This window comes from Corynebacterium sp. AOP12-C2-36 (genome assembly GCF_052379185.1).
Lineage (GTDB): Bacteria > Actinomycetota > Actinomycetes > Mycobacteriales > Mycobacteriaceae > Corynebacterium.
The window spans coordinates 60733-81181 of record NZ_JBQSYJ010000013.1 but is presented as its reverse complement, the minus strand read 5'-3'; the positions used below and the strand labels follow the sequence as shown (position 1 = coordinate 81181).

At 69.4% G+C, this 20449-nt stretch carries 16 protein-coding genes and 1 tRNA gene; 12 read left to right on the top strand and 5 right to left on the bottom strand.

Annotated elements, in window-relative coordinates:
• Positions 1-5: 5 nt before the first annotated feature.
• Positions 6-1151: a MazG nucleotide pyrophosphohydrolase domain-containing protein gene (locus tag ACT3UN_RS12190; RefSeq protein ID WP_301494515.1), complete on the bottom strand. Its 1146-nt coding sequence runs from the start codon at positions 1149-1151 to the stop codon at positions 6-8.
• Positions 1152-1182: 31 nt separating this feature from the next.
• On the bottom strand, positions 1183-4902 hold the full coding sequence (gene mfd, locus ACT3UN_RS12185) for a transcription-repair coupling factor (RefSeq protein ID WP_444657197.1): 3720 nt from the start codon (positions 4900-4902) through the stop codon (positions 1183-1185).
• Positions 4903-4983: 81 nt separating this feature from the next.
• On the opposite strand from mfd, the gene ACT3UN_RS12180 reads away from it, so the two are divergent.
• The 11 genes from ACT3UN_RS12180 (at position 4984) to ACT3UN_RS12130 (ending at position 15053) form a co-directional block, all read left to right on the top strand.
• A tRNA-Gln gene (locus tag ACT3UN_RS12180) sits at positions 4984-5055 on the top strand.
• Between the two features lie 103 nt (positions 5056-5158).
• The gene (locus tag ACT3UN_RS12175) at positions 5159-6508 is read left to right on the top strand and encodes a hypothetical protein (protein ID WP_444657196.1); all 1350 of its coding nucleotides are present in this window, start codon (positions 5159-5161) and stop codon (positions 6506-6508) included.
• Positions 6509-6587: 79 nt separating this feature from the next.
• Positions 6588-8027, top strand: a complete 1440-nt coding sequence (gene glmU / locus ACT3UN_RS12170; RefSeq protein WP_441582711.1) for a bifunctional UDP-N-acetylglucosamine diphosphorylase/glucosamine-1-phosphate N-acetyltransferase GlmU — start codon at positions 6588-6590, stop codon at positions 8025-8027.
• Between the two features lie 100 nt (positions 8028-8127).
• A complete protein-coding gene (locus ACT3UN_RS12165) occupies positions 8128-9093 on the top strand; it encodes a ribose-phosphate diphosphokinase (protein ID WP_444657195.1) in 966 nt (321 codons plus the stop codon).
• A 185-nt stretch (positions 9094-9278) separates the two neighbouring features.
• Positions 9279-9908 (top strand): 50S ribosomal protein L25/general stress protein Ctc, encoded by a 630-nt coding sequence (locus ACT3UN_RS12160; protein WP_301442929.1) that lies wholly within the window; start codon positions 9279-9281, stop codon positions 9906-9908.
• Between the two features lie 31 nt (positions 9909-9939).
• Positions 9940-10497, top strand: coding sequence for an aminoacyl-tRNA hydrolase (gene pth, locus ACT3UN_RS12155; protein WP_301442930.1), 558 nt, complete (start codon positions 9940-9942; stop codon positions 10495-10497).
• Positions 10494-11132: an aminoacyl-tRNA hydrolase gene (gene pth, locus ACT3UN_RS12150; RefSeq protein ID WP_441582712.1), complete on the top strand. Its 639-nt coding sequence runs from the start codon at positions 10494-10496 to the stop codon at positions 11130-11132. The genes pth (ACT3UN_RS12155) and pth (ACT3UN_RS12150) overlap by 4 nt, the downstream gene beginning before the upstream one ends.
• 56 nt (positions 11133-11188) lie before the next feature.
• Complete coding sequence (locus ACT3UN_RS12145) at positions 11189-11971, top strand: spermidine synthase (RefSeq protein WP_301442937.1); 783 nt, start codon at positions 11189-11191, stop codon at positions 11969-11971.
• A gap of 95 nt (positions 11972-12066) precedes the next feature.
• On the top strand, positions 12067-13290 hold the full coding sequence (locus ACT3UN_RS12140; RefSeq protein WP_444657194.1) for an HNH endonuclease signature motif containing protein: 1224 nt from the start codon (positions 12067-12069) through the stop codon (positions 13288-13290).
• Between the two features lie 21 nt (positions 13291-13311).
• Positions 13312-14271 carry an ATP-binding cassette domain-containing protein gene (locus tag ACT3UN_RS12135; protein WP_301442933.1) on the top strand — a complete coding sequence of 320 codons (960 nt, stop codon included), beginning with the start codon at positions 13312-13314 and terminating at the stop codon, positions 14269-14271.
• The gene (locus tag ACT3UN_RS12130) at positions 14271-15053 is read left to right on the top strand and encodes an ABC transporter permease (protein ID WP_301442934.1); all 783 of its coding nucleotides are present in this window, start codon (positions 14271-14273) and stop codon (positions 15051-15053) included. The genes ACT3UN_RS12135 and ACT3UN_RS12130 overlap by 1 nt, the downstream gene beginning before the upstream one ends.
• A 4-nt stretch (positions 15054-15057) precedes the next feature.
• On the opposite strand, the gene ACT3UN_RS12125 is transcribed toward ACT3UN_RS12130, so the two are convergent.
• Positions 15058-17019, bottom strand: a complete 1962-nt coding sequence (locus ACT3UN_RS12125; RefSeq protein ID WP_444657193.1) for an aconitate hydratase — start codon at positions 17017-17019, stop codon at positions 15058-15060.
• Between the two features lie 89 nt (positions 17020-17108).
• Between ACT3UN_RS12125 and ACT3UN_RS12120 the strand changes: the two genes are divergently transcribed.
• Positions 17109-18785, top strand: a complete 1677-nt coding sequence (locus ACT3UN_RS12120) for a peptide chain release factor 3 (RefSeq protein WP_441582715.1) — start codon at positions 17109-17111, stop codon at positions 18783-18785.
• Position 18786: 1 nt separating this feature from the next.
• Here the strand turns inward: ACT3UN_RS12120 and ACT3UN_RS12115 are convergent, their stop codons facing one another.
• Both ACT3UN_RS12115 and ACT3UN_RS12110 read right to left on the bottom strand, forming a co-directional pair.
• The gene (locus ACT3UN_RS12115; RefSeq protein ID WP_441582716.1) at positions 18787-19767 is read right to left on the bottom strand and encodes an enterochelin esterase domain-containing protein; all 981 of its coding nucleotides are present in this window, start codon (positions 19765-19767) and stop codon (positions 18787-18789) included.
• Entirely contained in the window at positions 19764-20435 is a 672-nt protein-coding gene (locus ACT3UN_RS12110) for a hypothetical protein (protein WP_444657192.1), read from the bottom strand. Before ACT3UN_RS12110 ends, ACT3UN_RS12115 begins: the two co-directional genes overlap by 4 nt.
• Between the last annotated feature and the right edge of the window lie 14 nt (positions 20436-20449).

Sequence of the window (20449 nt, the reverse complement as noted above, 5' to 3'; positions counted from 1 at the left end):
TCTCGCTACTTCCCCCAGCTGTCCGAGGAGTCCCCGAAGCGGTGCTCCAGCTCACGGCGGAACGTCTCCACCGCAGTGATCAGCCGGTTGTCCGAGTCGCCGACATTGTCCCGTTCCAGGCCGATCATCGGGAACCGGATGTCCGTCGGGATCTCGGAGTCATGCAGGCCGTTCCGACGGGCCAGGATGATGACCTCTTCCGCCGCCGCCAGTGCCGATGGTGCCGAGGGTGCCGAGGGCGTCTCTGTCGGGTTCGTCACCGCGGCGAATGTCGTCGCATGCGGTTCCTCACGGTGTGTCGCCTCCTCCTTGTGCGCCGGCTTCCCCTCACTGACCCGTCCCTCGGCCCACAGGCGGTCCTGCTCGTCACGGGACACCGGACGCTCCACGTCCTCGAAGAGGTACGGCGCCCGTGACCGCATCTTCGCCACGAATGCACCGGCGACATGCCCGATGTCGAACGCGCCCCGCCGGTTCGCGATCTCCGCGTGGAAGAGCACCTGCAGCAGGATGTCCGACAGTTCCGTGCACAGCTCCTGCTGGTCGATCCCGGACTCGTCCTCACCGGGTCCCACCTGGTCGATGACCTCGGCCAGTTCCTCGGTCTCCTCCCGGAGGTAGGCCAGCAACGAGTGGTGGGTCTGGGACTGCTCCCACTCCCCCTGTCGCATCGCACGGGTCATCAACGCCACGGCATCCTCGACCTCGTCCATCACCGACGACGGCACCTCGGTGCGCGAGGTCCGACGCAGCCCGGCCACCGCGGCGGTGTGGTCGTCCGTGCCGACGATCTCCCCGTCCACGACGCCGCCGCCCGAGTAGTCCACGGCTGCCGGTTGCTGCCCGGTCGTCGCAGTCAGCGCCGGGTCCGACGCCGCCTCGATCTCCCGGTCCCCGGCCATCTCCATCAGCAGACTCGGCGCCTTGACCAGCTTGTCCCCCCGCTCGAGGCGCTCCATGACGGCTTCATTGGCGAGGTCGGTGGTGACGATCACCTCGGTGTCGTCCACCGTGTGCCCGCCGAGGTCGGCGATGACCCAACGGATCCGTACGGGCACCTCCTCGGTGTAGCAGACGTCATCACCGAGCAGCGGTACCGCCTCCACAGGCAGCATCGCGGGGAACCTGGGATCCAGCAGCACGACTGACATGGAGGTCAGTGTACCGGGTCACCGTCCGGTCTCAGCGGGTAACCGGCTCCGTGTGTCCGGCCACCGCTGTGACGTCGCGTCGCGGCACGCCCGCCAGGTCGGTCAACACATTGGCGCACCACTGGACCAGGTCGAGGTCGCGCAGGGCGACGGCCCGCATCCCGGACCCCTCCTTCGGCACCGGGACCAGCACCGTCTTGGGTGTCGCCCGGTACGTCGCCGCGGGGAACAGCCGCTTGAGACGCACCTGCCCGGAGTCTGCCAGCGTGATCGGGGAGAAACTGATCTTCGCCCCGGTCTGGATGACCTCGGTGACGTCCAGGTCCCGGCACACCATCCGCAGGCGTGCGACGACCACGAGCCGCTGCACCTCCTCGGGGATGTCACCGTAGCGGTCCCGCAACTCCTCCAGCACCTGCTCCAACGCCTCGTCGTCGGTGGCTTCGGCGAACTTACGGTAGGCCTCCAGCCGCAGCCGCTCGCTGGCGATGTAGGTCACCGGGATGTGCGCGTCGACGGGCAGGTCGATCCGGATCTCCCGTCGTTCCGCCGTGTCCGAACCGTCCACCGTCTCCCCGTCCGCCATCGCACGGAAGGCCTCGACAGCTTCACCGACGAGCCGGACGTAGAGGTCGAAACCGATCCCGGCGATGTGCCCGGACTGCTCGGCACCCAGGACGTTGCCCGCACCACGCATCTCCAGGTCCTTCATCGCCACCGCCATGCCCGCGCCGAGGTCATTGTTCTGCGCGATCGTGGTCAGCCGGTCGTAGGACGTCTCGGTGAGCGTCTCCCCCTTCGGGTAGAGGAAGTAGGCGTAGGCGCGCTCACGCGACCGCCCGACCCGACCACGTAGCTGGTGCAGCTGGGACAGGCCCATATGGTGGGCGTTCTCCACGATCAGGGTGTTGGCGTTGGCGATGTCCAGCCCGGTCTCGACGATGGTCGTGCACACCAGCACGTCGAACTCCCGGTCCCAGAACCCCTGCACGGTGGTCTCCAGCTGTTCCTCGCTCATCTGACCGTGGGCGACGACCACCCGCGCCTCCGGGACGAGCTGCCGGATCCGCGAGGCGGTGTCCTCGATGCTCCTTACCTTGTTGTGGACGTAGAAGACCTGCCCGTCGCGCAGCAGCTCCCGGCGGATCGCCGCGGCCACGTGCTTCTCGTCCTGTGAGCCGACGTAGGTCAGCACCGGATGCCGGTCCTGCGGCGGGGTGAGGATCGTCGACATCTCACGGATGCCCGCCATCGACATCTCCAGGGTGCGCGGGATCGGTGTGGCCGACATCGTCAGCACGTCGACGTGGGTACGCAGCGACTTGATGTGTTCCTTGTGCTCCACACCGAAGCGCTGCTCCTCGTCGACGACGATCAGCCCCAGGTTCTTCCACTGGATACCGGTGCCCAGCAACCGGTGGGTGCCGATCACGATGTCGACAGTGCCGTCGGCCATTCCCGCGAAGATCTCCGTGGACTCCTTCGGCGAGGTGAACCGGGACAGTTCCCGGATCTGTGTGGGGAAGTCCTGCATCCGGTCGATGAACGTGCGGTAGTGCTGCTGCGCCAACAGCGTGGTCGGCACCAGCAGGGCGACCTGTTTGCCGGACTGCACGGCCTTGAACGCCGCACGCACCGCCACCTCGGTCTTGCCGTAGCCGACGTCACCGACGATCACCCGGTCCATCGGCACCGGCTTCTCCATGTCACCCTTCACCGCCTCGATGGCGTTGAACTGGTCCTCGGTCTCGGTGAAGGGGAACGCCTCCTCCATCTGCCGCTGCCACGGCGAGTCCGGGTCGAAGGCGTAACCGGGTGCGGCCTGCCGGGCCGCGTAGAGCTGCACCAGCTCCCCGGCGATCTCCCGGACCGCCCCGCGTGCCTTCTTCTTGGTGTTCTTCCAGTCCGACCCGCCCATCTTCGACAGCGACGGTTTCTCGCCGCCGACATAGCGGGACAGCAGGTCCAGCTGGTCCATCGGGACGTAGAGCTGGTCACCGGGACCACCCCGCTTCGACGGGGCGTACTCCAGCACCAGGTACTCGCGTCGGGACGCGTCCGGCCCCTTGCCGATCGTCCGCTCGGTCATCTTCACGAACTTGCCGATGCCGTGCTGGTCATGGACGACCAGGTCACCCGGGGCCAGGGCCAGCGGATCCACCCGGTTGCGCTTCTTGGCGGGTTTACGGCGCCCGGTCGCACTGGCCTCGACACGGTTACCCGTGACGTCGGACTCGGTGATGAACAGCAGCTCCCGGGTGTCCAGCCCGGCATGTGCCGCGGCCTGGTAGATGCTGACCGTCCCGGTGGCGGGCACCTCGTCGGGGGTGTGCTTCGACCGCCGCATCCTGCCCTGCCCGGTGATGCCGTCAAGGTCCACGCCCACGGCCTCTGCTGCGATCCCGGCCTCCCGGAACCGCCGCAGCATCCGGGCCACGATCGTCGGCGACGGTGCAGCGTAGGCCACCCGTCCGCCGTCCTCCACCCGACGACGGATCGTGGACATCAGCTGGCCGATGGCCTCCATCTCTCCGTGCGGTGCCGGAGCGACGTCGAAGTCGAGCAGCAGCGGCTCAGCATCCCCGTCATCGCCGTCGTCCCAGTCCGCCACACCGGTCGGCGACAACGTCCACCACGGCACCCCCAGCGCGTCCTGCGTCTTCTGCAGCGACTCCATGCTCCGGTACCCCGCCCGGTCCACGTCCCGGTCACCGGAACCGTCGGCGATGGAGCTGACGTCCACCGGAGCGGCACCACCCATCGCCGCGACCTCCCACCCCGCGGCAAGGAACTCGCGACCGGTCGCGATGAGGTCCTCGGCGCGTCGCTGCACGGCGGCCGGTGCGAGCACCACGGTATGGGCGCCGTCGGGCATGAGCTCGGGAAGCGTCTGCATCGGCCCGTCGTAGAGCAACGGGATCAGCGACTCCATGCCCTGCACCGGGGTGTGCTGGCTGATCTTGTCGAAAGCCTCCGCCAGCTCCGGGTTCCCCGCGTTCTCCCGCGCCAGCGACTCCGCCCGCCGGGCGACGTCGTCGGTGATCAGGAGCTCCCGGACGGGATGGGCGAAGACCACCTGCGTGACCGCCTCCGGGATCGTCCGCTGGTCCCCCACCGAGAATGCGCGGACCTCACTGACCTCGTCGCCCCAGAACTCGACACGCACCGGCATCTCCGCGGTCGCCGGGAAGATGTCGAGGATCCCGCCGCGGGTCGCGAACTCCCCACGGCATCCCACCACGTCGGAGTGGGTGTAACCGAATTCCACCAGACGCTTCTGCACCTCGGCGAAGTCGAGTTCCTCGCCTTCCACCAGCCGCACCGGTTCTACCTCCCCCAGGCCGGCCATCACCGGCTGGACCACCGAGCGGGTGGGGGCGACGAGCACCTGCACCTGGCCGTGGGCGAGCCGGTAGAGCGCCTGACGACGTTGCGACACCGTATCCACCCCCGGCGACAGCCGCTCGTGCGGCAACGTCTCCCAGGACGGCACCAGCGCCACCGTGTCCCCCAGCATCGCGGTGAGCTGGGCGGTGAGGTCCTCGGCCTGGCGCCCCGTCGCCGTCACCAGAAGCACCGGGGCATGCTGTGCCAGCGCGCCGACGGCAAACGGCCACGCCGCCTCCGGGCCCTGCAGGTGCAGACGCCGGTCACCGACGTGGGTGACCATGCCCCTCAGCTTCGGATCGGAGGCGACGGAACGCAGCACCCCGGACAGCGGAGGTGTCGGGGTTGTGTGGGTGGCACTCATGGGCAACCATCGTAGTCTGACGACCATCAGGTAGAGTGACCGGTTGACCGGGACGGGCGATCGAGCCCCGGCCCCGGGCATTCCCCCATGGTGTAATCGGCAACACTGCGGTTTTTGGTACCGTCATTCCAGGTTCGAGTCCTGGTGGGGGAGCTTCGCCGTTCGGGGAGTTTTCCCCGTTTTCCACACCTCTGGTCCGCATGATTCTGCACACTGCCTGTGCAGACATTCATGTGCGACGATTCCTGAGGTAAGAATGACCACGATTCCGGCATCCCGTGTCCGGCGCTGCTGCGCCGCCCTCCTGACGGGTTCCCTGGTGCTCACCGCATCCGCCTGCGGCGGCGACGGTGCGGACGGCCCAGACGACACCACCCCGACCGCCGCCGCGGCGGAGACCGGCACCGACTTCTCCCTGAGCTACGACGTCCCCGAACGGTGGGACGCCGACTCCGTGACCGCCGTGCTGGAGTCCTCGATGATCGGCGGCGGGGTCGAGTCCAGCGGAGCCGTCGTCGGTGACGCCCTGTACGTCGGCGAGGGCCTCAACCAGGTCAAGCGGTCGACAGAGGAGGACACCGAGCTCCTCGACGTCACTCCGCTCAAACAGTCCTCCGCCGGCCAGCAGGACTACCGGATCGACTCCTTCTCCCGCCAGGGGGCCGACTACGTCGCCCTGTGGCGCAAGGGCGTGGCGGAGTCCAACGACTCCCGCAGGCTCGGAGACGAGACCTCTGCCGACGCGCAGGTGTTCCTCAGCGTCTGGGACGAGGAGGGTTCCTCCGTCTACGACGACGTGCTCGACGGAGTGAACCAGATCGGGGAAGTCCACGCCGGTCTCATTCACGACAGCAGCGACGTGTACGACCCGTTGACCGGGGACACCATGAGTGACGGGGACGCCGGGAACGACGCGGACGACGGTCCGTCCGAGGAGGTCGTCGGCTACGGCGCCACCGCATCCGCCCCTCTCGTCGAGTACCGGACGCCGGGGCAGGACGATCTCAGCAAGCTGCTGAACCACGCGGACCTCGACTACGGCACCGATGAGTGGAAGACCTCCGAACTGCTCACCCTGCCCGAACGCGGGCGCTTCTCCTTCGAGACGGTGATCGGTGACTACGCCGTCTTCGCCGTCCAGGACGAGCTGTTTTCGGTGGAGGGGTTAACCGCCGTCGACATTTCCAGCGGTGAGGTGGCCGCCCGCACGGACGACAGCTGCTCCACGAGCGTGTACTTCGACGATGACCAGCCCGTGCTGTCATCCCCCGACGGCTCCACCGTGGTCTACGGCGAGTACATGGTTGACGCCGACGAAGGTATCTTCTCGTGCCAGAAGAGCCGTCGCGGCGGCTTCGAGCCGCGCATCGTCCTCGACGACGGCACGGTCTACGGCTACGGCGAGCAGGGCTCCGGCGACGGTGCGCAGCAGGTCGCGGCCTCCATGCAGGTCGGTGACGAGGAGGCGTTGATGGAACAGGGGTCGCTGCCGATCCACGTCGACGCCGACGGCCGGGGCTGGTTCGCCGACGCGGTCAACCACAGCAACGGCACCGACACCGTCGTCGCGGTGGTGGAACCCGCTGAGGGCGGTTCCCGGTCCTGAGCGCCGACGGCGTTAAACTGTCGGACATCCGCGTGATCCACATCCGCAGTCGAGCTCCAAGGTAAGGACACCGCCCATCGTGACTGAACAGAACAAGCCGGTCGCCGTCGTCGTACTCGCCGCCGGCGCCGGAACCCGCATGAAGTCCGCCACGCAGAAGACCCTGCACTCCATCGGCGGGCGGACACTGCTCTCGCACAGCCTGCACGCGGCGGACACGGTCTCCCCCGAGCGCATCGTCGCCGTCGTCGGCCACGGGCGCGAGCAGGTCGGCCCCGCCGCCGAGCAGATCGCCGAGGAGCTCGACGCACCGGTGGACCTCGCCGTCCAGGAGGAGCAGCTCGGCACCGGGCACGCCGTGCAGTGCGCCATGCCCGCCCTCGAGGGCTTCGAGGGCACGGTCATCGTGACGAACGCCGACGTCCCGCTGCTGACCGGGGTCACGCTCGGCCACCTGCACGACGCGCACACCGAGGTCCCCACCGCGGTCACCGTGCTGACCACGGACCTCGCCGACCCCTTCGGGTACGGCCGTATCATCCGCAACGACGAGAACGAGGTCACCGCGATCGTCGAGGAGAAGGACGCCGACGAGTCCGAGCGGGCCGTCACCGAGATCAACTCGGGTGTCTTCGCCTTCGACGCCGCGATCCTGCGCGACGCGCTCACCCGCCTGCGCACCGACAACTCCCAGGGCGAGCTCTACCTCACCGACGTGCTCGGCATCGCCCGCCACGACGGCCACCCGGTGCGCGCCCACCGCTCCGACGACCCGCGCGAGCTCGCCGGCGTCAACGACCGCGTCCAGCTCGCCGCCGCCGGCCGCGAGCTCAACCGCAGGACGGTGGAGGCCGCGATGCGCGGTGGCGCCACCGTCGTCGACCCCGCGACGACGTGGATCGACGTGGAGGTCACCGTCGGTGCCGACGTCACCGTCCTGCCCGGCACGCAGCTCAAGGGCCGCACCTCCATCGCCGCCAACGTCACCGTCGGGCCGGACTCCACGCTGCAGGACGTCACCGTCGGCGAGGGCGCCTCGGTGGTGCGCACCCACGCGCTGGAGTCCACCATCGGCGCGCACGCCGAGGTCGGCCCGTTCACCTACCTGCGTCCGGGCACCGTCCTGGGCGAGGAGGGCAAGCTCGGCGGGTTCGTCGAGTCGAAGAACGCCACCATCGGCCGCGGTTCGAAGGTCCCCCACCTGACCTACGTCGGCGACGCCACCATCGGCGAGTACTCCAACATCGGGGCGTCCAGCGTCTTCGTCAACTACGACGGCGTGGACAAGCACCACACCACCGTCGGGTCGCACGTGCGCACCGGCTCGGACACGATGTTCATCGCCCCGGTCACCGTCGGCGACGGCGCCTACTCCGGTGCCGGCACCGTGATCAAGGACGACGTCCCCGCCGGCGCCCTGGCGGTCTCCGGCGGCCAGCAGCGCAACATCGAGGGCTGGGTGCAGCGCAAGCGTCCCGGCACCGAGGCAGCGGAAGCCGCAGAGGCAGCCGACTCCTGACCCCCGTCGGGGTTGCCCCGGATTGGTTCACCTGAACCGCTCGTCTTACACTCACAACAGCGAACAGCTCCCTCCCTAAGTCGGAAAGGTCGTAGAACCCGTGTCCCACTGGATCGACAACCAGAAGAACCTGATGCTCTTCTCCGGTCGTGCCCACCCAGAACTCGGCGAGGCTGTGGCCCGTGAGCTGGGGACTTCCCTGACCCCCACCACCGCACACGACTTCGCCAACGGCGAGATCTTCGTCCGCTTCGAGGAGTCGGTCCGCGGCTCGGACGCCTTCGTCCTGCAGTCCCACCCGCAGCCGCTGAACAAGTGGGTGATGGAGCAGCTCATCATGATCGACGCACTGAAGCGTGGCTCCGCCAAGCGCATCACCGCGATCCTGCCGTTCTACCCCTACGCCCGCCAGGACAAGAAGCACCGCGGCCGCGAGCCAATCTCGGCCCGCCTCATCGCCGACCTGCTCAAGACCGCCGGCGCCGACCGCATAGTCTCGGTGGACCTGCACACCGACCAGATCCAGGGCTACTTCGACGGCCCGGTCGACCACATGCACGCCATGCCGATCCTCACCGACTACATCATCGGCAAGTACGGCATGGACAACCTCTGCGTGGTCTCCCCCGACGCCGGCCGCGTGAAGGTCGCCGAGAAGTGGTCGAACGTGCTCGGCGGCGCCCCGCTGGCCTTCGTCCACAAGACCCGCGACATCGACGTCGCCAACAGCGTCACGGCCAACCGCGTCGTCGGTGACGTCGACGGCATGACCTGCATCCTGCTGGACGACATGATCGACACCGGCGGAACCATCGCCGGTGCCGTGAAGGTGCTGCGTGAGGCCGGTGCCGGCGACGTGATCATCGCCACCACGCACGGCGTGTTCTCCGACCCGGCCCGCGAGCGGCTGAACAACTGCGGCGCGCGCGAGGTCATCACGACCGACACGCTGCCGCAGGACACCGAGGGCTGGGACAACCTGACCGTCCTGCCGATCGCGCCGCTGGTCGCCAAGACCGTGCACGAGATCTTCGAGAACGGGTCGGTCACCACGCTCTTCGAGTAGGAGCACGGCCGAGGCGTCTGGTAATATTCCGGACGTCTCGGCGAGGGCTGGTTCACACCGGCCGTTATCGGCGCGCATTCGTTCCACGGTGACTTCACCACGGGACGGTCACCGCACCAGGAGCCGCAGCAGAGTCTGCGGCTTTTTTCGTGAGACCGATCAGTTCCGACTTCTAGGAGATCATCATGGCAACCAACATCATCCGCATCAGCGGCCTGCCCCGCACCGAGTTCGGCAAGGGCGCCGCCCGCCGTCTGCGTCGCGACTGGCGCATCCCGGCCGTCCTGTACGGAACCTTCCACGAGCCGATCCACGTGAGCTTCGAGCTGCTGGAGTTCCAGGGCATCGTGCGTAACCACGGCTCCAACGCCATCCTCGAGGTCGAGATCGACGGCGAGGACAACCTCTGCATGATCAAGGCCGTCGACCAGAACGTCCTGACCCTGGACATCGACCACGCCGACCTGCTCTCCGTCAAGCGCGGCGAGACCGTCGAGGTCGACGTCCCCGTCGTCTCCGAGGGCGAGGCCGGCCCGGGCACCCAGGTCGTCCAGGACGCCGACACCGTCACCATCGAGGCCGACGTGCTGTCCATCCCCGAGGAGATCACCTTCTCCATCGAGGGCAAGGAGGTCGGCGACCAGGTCACCGCCGGCGACCTGAAGATGCCGGGCAACACCTCCCTGGTGTCCGACGCCGACACCCTGATCGTCAACATCATCGAGCCCGAGGTCGCCCCGGAGCCCGAGGAGACCGACGACGCGGTCACCACCGAGGCCGACGCCGCGGAGGACAAGGGCGACTCCGAGGAGTAGTCCCCTCCCCCGGGTATGGGAGACTGGTGCAGTGAACAACACTGCCCGGTCTCCCTTTCTCGTTGTCGGACTCGGCAACCCCGGCACCCAGTACGAGGGCACCCGGCACAACGTCGGCGCGATGGTGCTCGACGAACTCGCCTCCGCCACCCACTGCAGCTTCAGCACCAACAAGAAGCTGAACGCCCGCGTCGCGGACACGCGCATCGGCACCGACAAGCTCATCCTCGCCGTCCCGCGCAGCTTCATGAACCTCTCCGGCGGGCCGGTCAAGGCCTTGGCGTCCTACCACCGCATCCCGACGTCCCAGGTCATCGTGGTGCACGATGAGCTGGACCTCGACCTCGGCACCGTGCGCGCGAAGAACGGCGGCGGGTTGAACTCGCACAACGGGCTACGCGACATCGCCAAGTCGTTGGGTACCCGCGACTTCCACCGCGTCCAGGTCGGCATCGGACGCCCGCCCGGCCGCATGGCCCCGGCGTCCTACGTCCTCAAGCCCTTCGCGAAGAAGGAGCGCGACGAGCTGCCGATCGTCCTGGCCGACGCCGCGGACCTCGTGCTCCAGTCGGTAAACTCCGAATCATGAGCCTGCTCTCCCGCCTGCTGGCACCGTTCCGCCGCACTGCCCCCGATGGCCCCGACGCCCCCGGCCCGGCCCAGTGGCTGGTCATCGGGCTCGGCAACCCCGGCGTGAAGTACGCCGGCACCCGGCACAACGTCGGCTACCTCGTCACCGACGAGCTCCTGGAGCGCGCGGGGGACGTCCTGCGCCCCATGCCGGGGACGAAGGCGCACGTCGCGCGCGTGGAGGTCGACGGCCACGGCGTCCTGCTGGTGCGCTCCACCACGTTCATGAACCTCTCCGGCGAGGCCGTCGCGCCGCTGGCCACGAGCTACGGGATCTCCCCGGACCACGTCGTCGTGGTGCACGACGAGCTCGACCTGCCCGCCGGCAAGGTGAAGGTGAAGCTCGGCGGCAACGAGAACGGGCACAACGGCCTGAAGTCGATCTCCGCCGAACTCGGCACCCGCGACTACGTGCGCGTACGCGTCGGCATCGGACGCCCGGCGTCCGGCACCGGCGTGGTAGAGCACGTCCTGACGGCGCTGGACGGCGCGGCCGCGTGGGACGTCGCGGCGTCCACCGGCGCCGACGCCGTCGACGTCCTGGTCACCCGTGGCCCGGCCGCTGCCCAGAACGAGATACACTCCCGACCGTGAGCACCGCGAAGAAGAGGCCCGCCCCGGTGGCGGGCACGTACGAGGGCGACTACGGCATGCTCGCCCTGGAGCCCGACCCGGATTTCGCCGACGGCTGGCTGATCAGCGTCAACGGGGTCCCCAGCAGCCACGTGGTGCTCGGCGAGCCCCGCGTGCTGGCCTTCGAGTACATGCAGTGGATCGCCACGGCGCTGCGCGCGCACGTGGCGGAGAACCTGGACGCGAACGCCCTGCGCGTCACCCATCTCGGCGGCGGGGCGTGCAGCCTGGCGCGCTACCTCGCCGACGTGTACCCGCGTTCACGCAACACCGTCGTGGAGCTGGACGGGGAGCTCGCCCGGCTGGCGCGCGAGTGGTTCGACATCCCGCGCTCCCCGCGGGTGAAGATCCGGGTGGACGATGCGCGCGACGTCGCCGCGTCCTTCACCCCCGCCAGCCGCGACGTGATCATCCGCGACGCCTTCGCCGGCGCGGTCACCCCGGAAGACCTCACCACGGTGGAGTTCTTCACCGACTGCCACCGTGGGCTCTCACCAGCGGGGATCTACGTGGCGAACTGCGGCGACCACCATGACCTGCGTGGGGCGAAGGCGGAACTGGCCGGCATGGCGCAGGTGTGGTCGCACGTGGCGGTCGTCGCCGACCCGCCGATGCTCAAGGGACGCCGGTACGGCAACATCGTGCTGCTCGCGTCGGACGCACCGCTGCTGGACGCCGACTCGCCGTCGATGCCGGCGGTCGCGCGCGACCTGCTCGGCGGCGCGGTGCCCGCGCAGTACAAGGACGAGGCGTGGGTCCGGCAGTTCTTCTCCGGCGCGAAGCCCCGGCGGCAGGACTGACCTGCAGGTTGGAACACATGTTCGATAGATAGCGCTTTGCGCGCGTTTCATGTCCGGACGGTGCGATACATTGTTCGTATCCGAAGGAGGGGCACGTGAACCACACCACCGACCACACCACCCACCAGCCCGTCATCCAGACCAGTATCTTCCCCAGCACCACGCCGGACAGCCGCGCCGTGGAGCTGCGCACCCTGCTCAACCGCACCGAGCTCGACCTCGTCTCCTACCTCATGGAGATCCCGGAGCACGCGCGTGTGGCCACGGCCCTTGCGGTGCGCCGTCGTACGACCAGCGAGGCCCACCGCTACAACCATGCCGCCGACCTTGCGCAGCGCATGCCGGAACTGTTCGAGATCTTCCGGGGCGACGGGCAGTACTCCGTCGACCACCTCGACGCGATCTGGCTGAAGGTCAACCGTCACTCCCGCGCCCTGCGCGCCGCCGGCGTGCAGGTGCCGGACGCGCTGGACGCCGCCGTCGCCCTGGGTGTGCTCGCCTGGATCCGCGCCACCAAGATCGGCGCCATCTCGGCGATCGCCGACGTCGCCGAGGAGGTGCTGTGCACCGTCGCCCCACTCGTCGTCGAAGAAACCGAGCAGGACGACGCGGCCGCGGTATCCCTCACCCGCCGCGGCACGCGCCACACTCTGGAGTGCGGCAGCGAGGTCGTGGCGGACTCCCTGTGGTCCTCGGTCTCCACCGCCGCGCTGGACGTGCGCCGCGAGATCATCGAAGAGCAGGAGGATCCGGAGTCCGAGCTGCCGCCGTCGATGCACTTCTGCCGGGGCCAGGTCGCGCTCGGGCTCTTCGGTGCCCGGCGCGACCAGCTCAACGTGACCGTGAACCTCTACGGCACAGCCGGCGGCCCGGGTTATGTCCTGGGCACCGGATGGGTCTCCCCGGCCACCATGGCCACGCTGTCCGGTATCGCCCGGCACGTCCGGTCCCTCCCGAGCGCCGGGGAGATCCCGGCCACCGGCTCCTACCGGTTCACCACCGCCCAGCGGTCCTACATCGAGGGACGCGACGCGCGCTGCCGCTTCCCCGGCTGCGTCGTCGCCGCCGACGACTGTGAGCACGACCACCTGGTGAACTCCCCGCACACCGACCCGGAGAGCGACGGGCCGACAAGCGTGGAGAACGGGATCTGCCTGTGCCGCACGCACCACACACTCAAGACGGCCGGGATCTGGACACCGACCAGCCGGGACAACGCCGTCACCCTCGACTGGACCGGACCCGAGGGGGCGCGGGCCACCACCGTCGCCGCCGGTCCGCTGTCCCCGGTACGCAATACGGAGGAACAGACCGGCTAAACACCTGTACCATCCGGTGCCATGCCCCTCATCGAGCTGCATGACGTCCGGAAAACCTACCAGTCCTCCTCCGGGGAGGTACGCGCACTCGACGGTCTCGACCTCGCCGTCGAGGAAGGCACCGTGCGCGGACTCCTCGGACCCAACGGCGCGGGCAAGACCACCTGCGTGAAGGTGCTCACCACCCTCATCCGCCCCACGTCCGGCACCGCGACAGTCGCGGGGCTCGACGTGGTGCGTCAGGCTGCCCGCGTCCGGGAGATCATCGGCGCCTCCGGCCAGTACGCCACCATCGACGAGGACCTCTCCGCCCGGGAGAACCTCATGCTCATCGGCCGCCTGTTCCACCTCGGCGACCGCACCGCACGCACCCGCGCCGATGAACTGCTCGAACTGTTCAACCTCACCGACGCCGCCGACCGCCCCGTCAAGGGCTTCTCCGGCGGTATGCGCCGGCGCGCCGACCTGGCGTCCTCCCTGGTCAACAACCCGAAGATCCTCTTCCTCGACGAGCCGACCACCGGGCTGGACCCCGCGGCCCGGCTGAGCCTGTGGGACGTGATCCGCGAGCGCGTCGCCGCCGGCACCACCCTGCTGCTCACCACCCAGTACCTGGAGGAGGCCGACCAGCTGGCCGACGAGATCAGCGTGATCGACGGCGGCTCCGTCATCGCCGAGGGCACCGCCGATGCTCTCAAGACGCAGGTCGGCGGGCAGCGCGTGAGCGTCACCCTCGCCGATCCGTCCGACGCGGACGTCGCGTCCGACCTGCTGCAGCCCCTCGCCGTCGCCGGGGACACCGTGGCGCGGCAGGACCGTACCCTCACCGTCGCGGTGGAGGACGGCCCGGCCGCCCTGGAGCGTGCCGTGCACGAGATCCGCGCCCGCGGCGTCGACGTGCACGACATCGGCCTGGCGCGCCCCACCCTCGACGACGTCTTCCTCTCCCTCACCGGGGACACGACCGGGAAGGACGCATGATGAACTGGTTCACCGACGTCCGCGCGGTGACGCTGCGCAACCTCATCCACTTCCGCCGCACCCCCGACGTACTGATGTGGGGCATGATCCAGCCGATCATGTTCGTGCTGCTGTTCAGCCAGGTCTTCGGCGGGGCCATCCAGGTGCCGGGCCAGGACTACACCGACTTCCTGATGGCCGGTATCTTCGTGCAGACGGTGGTCTTCGGCTCCACGTTCTCCGGCATGTTCATGTCCGAGGACCGCAAGAAGGGGCTGATCGACCGGTTCAAGACCCTGCCGATGGCGCCCTCGGCCGTGCTCGTCGCCCGCACGCTGGCCGACCTCGTCCTCAACTCCCTGACCCTGGTGGTCATGGTGCTCACCGGTTTCGCGGTGGGCTGGCGCTTCGAGGACGGTGTGGGGCAGTTCCTCGCAGGCATGGCTCTGCTGCTGATGTTCTCCTGGGCGTTCTCCTGGGTGATGGTGCTGCTCGGCCAGCTGGTCCGCAGCCCCGAGGTGATGAACTCGGCCACCTTCATGGTGCTGTTCCCACTGACGTTCCTGTCGAACGCCTTCGTGCCCTCCGAGACGATGCCGACCGCCCTGCGTGTCTTCGCCGAGTGGAACCCGGTGTCGGCACTGGTGCAGGCCACCCGCGAGCTCTTCGGCAACACCGGCGACGCCCCCGCCCCGGACATCTGGACGATGCAGAACCCGGTGCTGGCGGTCTTCGGCGCGGCGGTGCTGCTGGTCGCGGTCTTCGCCCCGTTGTCCGTCGCCCGGTTCCGCCGCGCGGAGTGAGGGCTCAGGCCGCGGCGTACGGGATCCGTCCGCCGGCGATCACCATCTCGACCTGACGTTGCGACAGGTGGTGCCGCAGGGTCACCGCGCGCCCGCCGATGGTCGCCTCGACCGTGGTGCCGCCGCGCAGGGCGTCCCGCAGTCCCTCGATCACGACCGTCTCGTCCCGGGTGACCTCGTCGTGGTCGTCCGGGTCGTCGAACTCGAGCGGCAGGATGCCGAAGTTCGCGAGGTTCTGCCAGTGGATGCGGGCGAAGGACGTCGCGACCACCGCCCGGAGTCCCAGGTACCGTGGCGCGATCACCGCATGCTCGCGCGACGAGCCCTGCCCGTAGTTCGCGCCGGCGACGACCACGTGGCCGCCCGTCGCGTCCTGCGCGCGATCGAAGTAGGTGTCGTCGATCCGGGAGAAGCTGAACTCCGAGATCTTCGGGATGTTGCTGCGGTACGGCAGCACCCGCGACCCGGCCGGCATGATCTCGTCCGTGGAGACGTCGTCGCCCATGACGAGGAGCGCGGGGCCCTCCAACCGGTCGTCCAGGGGGTCGAACTCGGGCAGCGAGGAGATGTTCGGCCCCTTGACCAGCTCGGTGGCCAGCGATTCCTCCCGCTCCGGCGGAGGGAGCAGCATGTCGTCGACGGTGCTGAACGTCTCCGGCATCCGCGGGACGGGGCAGGTCATGTCGTACAGCGACTCCAGGTCCCGCGGATCGGTGATGCGCCCGGTCAGCGCCGAGGCAGCTGCGGTCTCCGGGGAGCACAGCCACACGGCGTCCTCCTCCGTCCCCGAGCGTCCGGGGAAGTTGCGGGGCATGGTGCGCAACGAGTTGCGCCCGCTCGCCGGGGCCTGGCCCATGCCGATGCAGCCCATGCACCCGGACTGGTGGATCCGTGCACCGGAGCCGACCAGGGACGTCAGCCAGCCGCCGGCGATCAGGTCGACGAGCACCTCCCGCGAGGTGGGGTTGACGTCCACGGAGACTCCCTGGGACGCCTGGTGGCCGGCGAGGATCTCGGCGACGACGGCGAAGTCGCGTAACCCCGGGTTGGCCGAGGAACCGATCACGACCTGGGACACCTCCTCGTCGTCCTGCGCCGCCTCCCAGACGGGCACCACGTTTCCGGGTGAGGACGGCCGGGCGATCAGCGGCTCGAGGTCGCCGAGCTCGATGTGCTCGGTCACGTCGTACGCAGCGCCCTCGTCGGCGACGATGCGCGTGGCGTCGTCGGGACGTCCGACGACGGTGAGGTAGTCGCGCACCGCGTCGTCGGCGGGGAAGACGCTCGCCGTCGCACCCAGCTCCGCGCCCATGTTCGCGATGACGTGACGGTCCATCGCGGTGAGACCGTCCAGGCCGGGGCCGTGGTACTCGATGACCCGGCCGACACCTCCCTTCACGCCGTGGCGGCGCAGCATCTCCAGGACGACGTCCTTCGCGGAGACCCAGTCGGGGAGCTCACCGGTGAGCTCGACCCCCCAGACCTCGGGCATCGCCACGTACAACGGCTCGCCCGCCATCGCCATGGCGACCTCCAGGCCACCCACGCCGATGGCGAGCATGCCCAACGCACCGGCGGCGCACGTGTGCGAGTCCGAGCCGATCATCGTGGCCCCGGGCCTGCCGAAGTGGGCCTGGTGCACCGGGTGCGACACACCGTTGCCAGCCTTCGAGAACCACAGTCCGAAACGCTGGGCGGCGGACTGCAGGAACACGTGGTCGTCGGGGTTCTTCTCGTCGGTCTGCAGCAGGTTGTGGTCGACGTACTGCACGGAGAGCTCGGTGCGGACGCGTTCGAGCCCCATCGACTCGAGTTCCAGCATCACCATGGTGCCGGTGGCGTCCTGCGTGAGGGTCTGGTCGACGGTCAGGCCGATCTCGTCCCCCGGGGCCAGTTCGGTGATCTCCCCGTCGACCAGGTGGTCGGCGATGAGCTTCTGTGCGACGTTCCTCTTCTCGGTCTGCACGGTGGCACACCTCCTGAAAAATAGCGTCCCTCCACGCTACGCCGCACCGCCTTCCCGCAGCAGCCCGTACGCAGGTAAGGTGTCCAGACGTGTCAGACACCGCATCCGCCCACGCCAGCCCCTCCACCGTCGCCTCCGAGTCGCACCGTCGGCGTACCTTCGCCGTCATCGCCCACCCGGACGCCGGCAAGTCCACGCTGACCGAGGCGTTGGCGCTGCACGCGCGCGTGATCAACGAGGCCGGTGCGGTGCACGGCAAGGCCGGCCGCAAGTCCACGGTGTCGGACTGGATGGACATGGAGAAGGACCGCGGCATCTCCGTGGCGTCCTCCGCCCTGCAGTTCGAGTACGCCCCGGAGGGCCACACCGGCCAGCCGTACATGATCAACCTGGTCGACACCCCCGGCCACGCCGACTTCTCCGAGGACACCTACCGGGTGCTCACCGCGGTGGACGCCGCGGTGATGCTCGTCGACGGCGCCAAGGGCCTGGAGCCGCAGACCCTCAAGCTCTTCCACGTGTGCAAGGCCCGCGGCCTGCCGATCATCACCGTGGTCAACAAGTGGGACCGCCCGGGCAAGGAGCCGCTCGAGCTGGTCGACGAGATCGTCACCGAGATCGGGCTGCAGCCCACCCCGTTGTTCTGGCCGGTCGGCCCGGCCGGCGACTTCCGCGGGCTCGCCCGCCTCGACCGCGAGGGTGAGGTGCAGGAGTACATCCACTTCCTGCGCACCGCCGGCGGTTCGACGATCGCCCCGGAGGAGCACTACTCGCCGGACGAGGCGTCCGCCAAGGAGGAGGACGCCTGGGACACCGCCGCCGAGGAGGCCGACCTGCTGGCCGCCGACGGCGCGGTGCACGACCAGGAGCTCTTCCTGGACTGCACGACCTCGCCGATGATCTTCGCCTCGGCGATGCTGAACTTCGGTGTGCACCAGATCCTCGACACGCTGTGCGCCCTGGCCCCGGAGCCCGCCTCCCGCGAGTCGGACCCGGCGGCGGTGCAGGCCGCGGCGTCCTCGGCCGGTTCGGCGGTCGACGAGGTCCGCGACGTCACCGACGACTTCGCCGGCGTGGTGTTCAAGGTGCAGGCAGGCATGGACACCCACCACCGCGACAAGCTCGCCTTCATGCGCGTGGTCTCCGGCGAGTTCACCCGCGGCATGCAGGTCGCCCACGCGCAGTCGGGCCGCACGTTCTCCACGAAGTACGCGCTGACCGTGTTCGGCCGCGACCGCAACACCGTGGAGGCCGCCTACCCGGGCGACATCGTGGGCCTGGTCAACGCCGGCACCCTGGCGCCCGGCGACACGATCTACGCGGGACGCAAGGTGCAGTTCCGTCCGATGCCGCAGTTCGCCCCGGAGAACTTCCGCACGCTGCGTGCGAAGACCCTGGGCAAGTACAAGCAGTTCCGCAAGGCCCTGGAGCAGCTCGACTCCGAGGGCGTGGTGCAGATCCTCAAGAACGACGCCCGCGGCGACGCGAACCCGGTGATGGCCGCGGTCGGCCCGATGCAGTTCGAGGTCATGCAGGCCCGCATGATGGCCGAGTACAACGTGGAGACCCTCACCGAGCCGGTCCCCTTCTCCGTGGCCCGACGCACCGACGCCGCCAGCGCCCCCGAGCTCGGCCGGCAGCGCGGCGTGGAGATCTTCACCCGCACCGACGGCGAGCTCATCGCCCTGTTCGGCGACAAGTGGAAGCTCGCCTTCGTGGAGAAGGAGCACCCGGAGCTCACCATGTCCCCGATGGTCGCCGACTAGATCAACCCAGCACCTGCACCAGCCCGCGGGTGAGCGCGCCGGTCCAGGCGGCCATCTCGTGGCCGTGGGTGCCGATCTCCAGGCTGGTGGGCACCCCGGCGGCACCTAGTGCGTCGGCGACGTCGCGGGCATGGCCGACCATGCCGCGGCCCTCGCCGCGTCCTGCGCTCAGGTGGACGCGCAGTCCGTCCGGGGCACCGGACGCCCGGATCTCACCGGCGACGTCGGCGGCCCAGAAGGAGCCGGACGTCGCGACGGCGCGGCGGGCAGCATCCGGACGCTGCAGGACGACGTCCAGCGCTGCCAGGCCTCCGAGGCTCTCACCGGCGATGACGGTGCGTCCTGCGGGCACGTCGGCGATCTGCCGCGCCCACGGCAGCACCTGGTCGGCGACGAGGTCGCGGTAGGCCGGCGAGCGCGAGAGCAGTGCCACGCGGTCCTCGGCGGTGTCCACGGCGACCACACCGATCGAGCCCAGGCGTGCCAGCGCGGCCGGCAAGGAGGTTGCCGACCAGGCCCGCCCGTCGCTGATGACGAGCAGGTATTCGGCGTGGAGTAGGCCGGCGGTCCACAGCGTCCGGCCGTCCAGTTCCGTGCGCTCCCAGTCGACGGGATCGCCCTCGACCCAGCCGGGCTCGTCCGGGGCGTCCGCCATGACGAGGCGTCCGGACGCCCCGGCGCTCAGCGGCGGGCGCCAGGCGGGGTGGTCCAGGCGGTGCGGGACGACGTGGGTGACGGCGTCCAGCCAGCGGCGGCGGGAGTCGTCCGTGGCGTCGAAACGCGCGGCGGCCGCGGCGTCCAACGCGATGACCCGGTAGGACGACACCAGGTCGTCCGGCAGCTCCAGGGTGGTCGTCCAGACGCCGTCGGTGCGGGTCATGCGGTGCAGGTCCGGGGTGTGGTGGTCGTGCACGCCGTCGACGTGCAGCAGCACGCGCACCGGCGCGCCGGTCTCGCGCCACGAGAAGCCGACGGCGCTCACAGCAGGTGCACCACGCCGAGCAGGATGAGGAACACCGCGACGATGTACCCGCCGGCGCGGGCGACGGTGGCCTGGTTGCCGCGCATCCAGGCGAAGCCGCGGCCCGCCGCGCTGTAGGGGCGCATGCGGATGAAGCCCACGATGAGGGCGCACACGAACGGCAGGCTCAACGCGACCGCCGCATAGGCGATCATGCCCACGTAGCGGGTGACGGTGGCGAAGTCGCCCGCGCTCATCAGGGCGATGCCGGCGAAGAAGGGCACGGAGGTCGCCGACTGCACCACGCCGAGCACGAAGCCGGTGCCCACGGTGGCCACCGTGGGCGTCTTCAGCGGTGTCATGATGCGGTTGACGAGGCCGGACGGCCCGTCCCCGCCGCCGCGCCAGGCGAGCACCGCGCTGAACAGCCCGGTGAGGATCAGCAGGTTGCCGAAGACCGGGGAGTCGACGACGGTCTTGATGACCTCGCCGAGGCCGTCGAAGACGACCATCGTCACCAGCGCCAGGGCGAGCACACCGAGCCAGTCGCCGAGGACGAGGAGGGCGGCGACGGCGCCGTAGCGTCCTCCCCTCTCCCGGGGCGGTTGCGCGACACCGACGGCGACGAGGACCCCGATCAGCAGGAAGTTGACGGTGTCCGCGAGGGCGAAGGTAAGTACGTGCAGCACACCGGCAGATCCTA